At 38.7% G+C, this 4,261-nt stretch carries 5 protein-coding genes and 1 pseudogene; 2 read left to right on the top strand and 4 right to left on the bottom strand.

Annotated elements, in window-relative coordinates:
- Positions 1–144 precede the first annotated feature (144 nt).
- Together FTU05_RS17315 and ahpF are read right to left on the bottom strand one after the other, a co-directional pair.
- Positions 145–387, bottom strand: a complete 243-nt coding sequence (locus tag FTU05_RS17315) for a hypothetical protein (protein WP_078192893.1) — start codon at positions 385–387, stop codon at positions 145–147.
- Between the two features lie 266 nt (positions 388–653).
- A complete protein-coding gene (ahpF, locus tag FTU05_RS17310) occupies positions 654–2,219 on the bottom strand; it encodes an alkyl hydroperoxide reductase subunit F (RefSeq protein WP_180166173.1) in 1,566 nt (521 codons plus the stop codon).
- 283 nt (positions 2,220–2,502) lie between these two features.
- Here ahpF and FTU05_RS17305 point away from each other — a divergent pair, with 283 nt between their 5' ends.
- A complete protein-coding gene (locus FTU05_RS17305; RefSeq protein ID WP_180166171.1) occupies positions 2,503–2,721 on the top strand; it encodes a DUF1653 domain-containing protein in 219 nt (72 codons plus the stop codon).
- Between the two features lie 57 nt (positions 2,722–2,778).
- Positions 2,779–3,372: pseudogene (locus FTU05_RS17300) on the top strand (O-methyltransferase).
- 85 nt (positions 3,373–3,457) lie between these two features.
- On the opposite strand, the gene FTU05_RS17295 reads toward FTU05_RS17300, so the two are convergent.
- Together FTU05_RS17295 and FTU05_RS17290 are read right to left on the bottom strand one after the other, a co-directional pair.
- Complete coding sequence (locus tag FTU05_RS17295; protein WP_078189026.1) at positions 3,458–3,664, bottom strand: KTSC domain-containing protein; 207 nt, start codon at positions 3,662–3,664, stop codon at positions 3,458–3,460.
- A gap of 218 nt (positions 3,665–3,882) precedes the next feature.
- Entirely contained in the window at positions 3,883–4,149 is a 267-nt protein-coding gene (locus tag FTU05_RS17290; protein WP_180166169.1) for a hypothetical protein, read from the bottom strand.
- Positions 4,150–4,261: the final 112 nt, after the last annotated feature.

Here is a 4,261-nt window from a genome sequence, read left to right as displayed (position 1 = left end):
AATTCATGCACGTGTAGCAGTCCTCAACAGATTTACGGAATTAGGTCGACCACTTACCCAAGTTACGCCTTAAATTTGGCTCAATTAGGGGGCTTTGTATTTCAAATCTTTGTGCAACAAAGCCTTTGGCTGTTGTAAAAAAGCTTAATTTTTACCATCTTGCTTGAGTACTTCAAAGATGTTGAGTTGGGTTGTCGCTTCAGTATCGTGCTGTTGCAAATACACTTGGACACTCTTAAATAGAATGGCAACAGCCAAACAACTGAGTATGCAAAATATCCAAAAGCCATATGGGCTACGGATATTATGCGAGCCACATTCGGAACATTCTTTATCGCTTGAAGCCAATACTTTATTGCAACAAGCACAGTGATATTGATAGTGCATTGCTTTTCTCCATTTAGTCGAATTTGACCAACATTCTTGTTGTTATTGTCAACCATCAATCCGTGATGATTGTTTTATCTTAATGTGCAAATAAGCTGCTGTACAAGTTTTAAACGGTTTGTTTTGCTCATTATTGTGTAAGTGAAAAGCGTCATAGAGTTAAATATTTGTTTTATTGCTAATTTATAAATGAAACAAGACATGAATATTCAGTCATAAAAAAAGCCAGTTCGAAAACTGGCTTTTGCTGTTCTGTCTAAACTGAATTATTGACCCGAACGGATGATGTAATCAAAAGCAGATAATGATGCTTTCGCGCCTTCACCTGTCGCAATAATGATTTGTTTGTACGGTACTGTTGTACAGTCACCTGCAGCAAATACACCTTTTACATTGGTTTCATTGCGCTCGTTAATTACGATCTCACCACGGTTTGAAAGTTCTACAGCTGTTTCTTTTAAGAAATCCGTGTTTGGTAACAAACCAATTTGTACAAAGATACCTGCCAATTCAATCGTTTTGATTTCATCAGTTGCACGGTCTTTGTAGTTCAGTGCAGTCACTTGTGAACCATCACCAACCACTTCTGTAGATAATGCATTCATGATCACAGTGGTGTTTGGTAAGCTGTTTAACTTGTCTTGAAGGACTTGGTCAGCACGAAGCTTGGTATCAAACTCAACAAGCGTTACATGTTCAACAATACCTGCAAGGTCGATCGCTGCTTCAACGCCAGAGTTACCACCACCGATCACTGCAACACGTTTGCCTTTGAACAATGGACCGTCACAGTGTGGGCAGTAAGCTACACCACGAGTACGGTATTCTTGCTCACCTGGAACATTCATCTCTCTCCAGCGTGCACCTGTTGAAAGAATCACTGTTTTAGATTCAAGTTTTGCACCATTCTCTAAAGTCACTTCAACTAAGCCATTAGCTGTTTGGTCAGCACCTTTGATGTCAGATACACGTTGCAAGTTCATAATGTCCACACCGTACTCACGTACATGTGCTTCCATTTCAGCAGCAAACTTAGGACCTTGAGTCTTTTGAATCGACGTGAAGTTTTCAATGTCCATCGTATCCATGACCTGACCGCCCATGCGTTCAGCGACGATACCTGTTTTAATGCCTTTACGTGCTGCATAGATTGCAGAAGTATTCCCCGCAGGGCCGCCACCAATCACAAGAACATCAAAGGCTTCTTTGGCATTTAACTTTTCAGCATCTTTTGCGGCAGAGTTGGTGTCTAATTTAGCAATGATTTCTTCCAAGGTCATACGACCTTGACCAATGTGCTCACCGTCTTGGAATACCATTGGTACAGCCATGATTTTGCGTTCTTCGACTTCGTCTTGGAAGAATGCACCATCAATCATGGTTGCAGTTGCACCTGGGTTATAGATCGCAATTAGGTTCAAGGCTTGAACCACGTCAGGACAGTTATGGCAGCTGAGTGATACGAACACATCAAAGTCAGTTTTAAGACCTAAACCTTTAATGGTATTCAGTACTTCGTCAGAAACTTTCGGTGCATAACCAGAGGTTTGTAACAATGCCAAAATCAAAGAAGTGAATTCGTGGCCCATCGGTAGACCTGCGAAGAATACACGTGGTGTTTCACCTGCTTTTGCAATACCAAAGCTTGGCGCACGGCTGTTGTTACCGTCAAAACGTGCAGTCACTAAATCAGATAAGGCAGCAACTTCGGTCACCAATTCTTTAATTTTGTCTGATTTGTCAGTGCCGTTTAAAGTCGCGACGATTTCAATCGGGCCTTCAAGGCGTTCAAGTAAGGTTTTTAATTGAGCAGAAGTATTTTGATCTAACATTGCTAACGTCTCCAGAGGAGTAAATTTATTTGATGAGAGAATGATAGAACAAACCATTAAATAGGTGAAACGGTTTGTTTTTATAAAATTAATCGGTTTTATAAATCAAATGATTAAATTTCTTTCTAAATCATAAGAATATACCGATGTGAATGCAGTCAATATTGGGTCATTATCGAGAAATGCAAGTTAAATAGTGGAAAAATAAACGAATTCATCGCGCTTTAAGCAAGACAATGCTAGAGTCAACCCTATTGTATTGAGAACTTTTTAGGGAAATGGCATGCAGGTCAAGCAAGGGATTTATCAGCATTATAAAGGTCAGTTGTATCAAGTTTTTCATGTTGCAACCCATAGTGAAACGCGTGAAAAAGTTGTGGTCTACCAGTGCTTGTATGATGACTATTCCATGTGGGTTAGACCCTTAGAGATGTTTATGGAAACCGTTGAAATTAATGGTGAAGTAATTCCGCGTTTTAAACTGATCCAAGAAACCCACTGAGCAGACATTTAGTACTTTAATCTTTAAATATGAAAGAAATAACAAAAGGACAGAATCATGAGCATGGATGCAAATTTTAAAAACTATATGCAACAACTCTATGCAGACTTTAGTGCTCACGATGCTGCGCAAAATCACCGACTTGCGCGTTACCGAAATATTGAGCCTGAGTCTGCACTGTTTTTAGCTATGCAAATTCGCTTAAAATAAGCCAAACAGATCTTGGAAATTGGAACATCTACAGGCTATTCCACGCTGTGGTTAGCAGATGCTGCGCAGTCTACACAAGGGTGGGTCGAAACCATTGAAATTGATGCAGCGCGCATTGAGAAAGCTAAACAGTATGCGGAAAATTTAGCTTTATCCGAATACATCGAATTTCATCATGGCGATGCACTGCATTTTTTACAGCAGTTAAATCAGCGTTATGACTTTATTTTATTAGATGCAGAACGTGATGCGTATATCGCGTATTGGCCATATTTAGCTGAATTGATACAAGCTCAAAGTGGCGTGTTAATCGTGGACAATGTGCTGTCACATGCCAATGAGGTCGCTGAATTTATCCAACGTGTTGAAGCGGATGATCGTTTTATCAGTACGACATTAAAGGTGGGCGCAGGGCTCTTTATGGTGACTTGGCGCAACTAAAAATCAGGGCATTCAGCCCTGATTTGATCGAAAATATTTTTTAATTAATAAAATACTGTTGCTATAGCGCTAAACTTGTAGCGGATTAACCCTGTAAGCTTACTCGTGAAAAATGTAGATCATATTCTAAATATTTGTGGACAAATGCCGTTTTATCACTACATCGAAGTAAATTATCATAAATAAAAGGTGAAACTGGATAAAAGAGATCCCCAGAACCATTCGCATAAAAAATTTTTAAGTAACGTGAAGAAGAACTGTATTTCCAAGAAGTTACAACAGTTGTTGTCATAAGCCACCCCCTTATTGCGTTGTTATAGTCATACTGCAGTTAAAGGTTTATCTCATTTGAAATTAAGACAAATTTAGGGCGTGGAGTATTGCAGAATTGTTAAAAAATAATGTTTTATCTCACATTTTTTTCATTTCTTTATCAACTAATTTGATAAAAATAATGCCAGTTCAGAGAAATGCCAAAAGCGTCATTCTCGCTTGTTGGTGTCGGGGGAGTTAAAAACTACGGCATTGTTCTGATTTATTACCTTTGACTTGGTTGTTGCTGCCATTAATTGAGAACGCATTTTCAAGACAAATCAAATTACCTGCGATTTCATTATTATTTAGAACAATATTGCCGTTATTTTTCTTTAATTTCAGGTCGCCTGAAATTTGGTTATTGAGGAGTTGGATGTTTTTCCCAGTCGTAAAATCGACATTGCCACTGATATTGTTATGATTGGCAATGATCTTGGTAAAATTTTTCTCTGTACACGACAAATTTCACAGAACCCTTATCCTATCAGGATTCTGCTTTCTTAAAATTGCCAAAATTTCCTTAAACTCTTCTTTTTTCCCAAAACCAATTAAACGCTGAATCGCCATTTGAACA

The sequence above is a fragment of the Acinetobacter sp. YH12049 genome (genome assembly GCF_013419875.1).
In the GTDB taxonomy this organism is placed as follows: domain Bacteria; phylum Pseudomonadota; class Gammaproteobacteria; order Pseudomonadales; family Moraxellaceae; genus Acinetobacter; species Acinetobacter amyesii.
The sequence above is the reverse complement of the archived record's forward strand: the minus strand, read 5'-3'. Positions and strand labels throughout refer to the sequence as shown.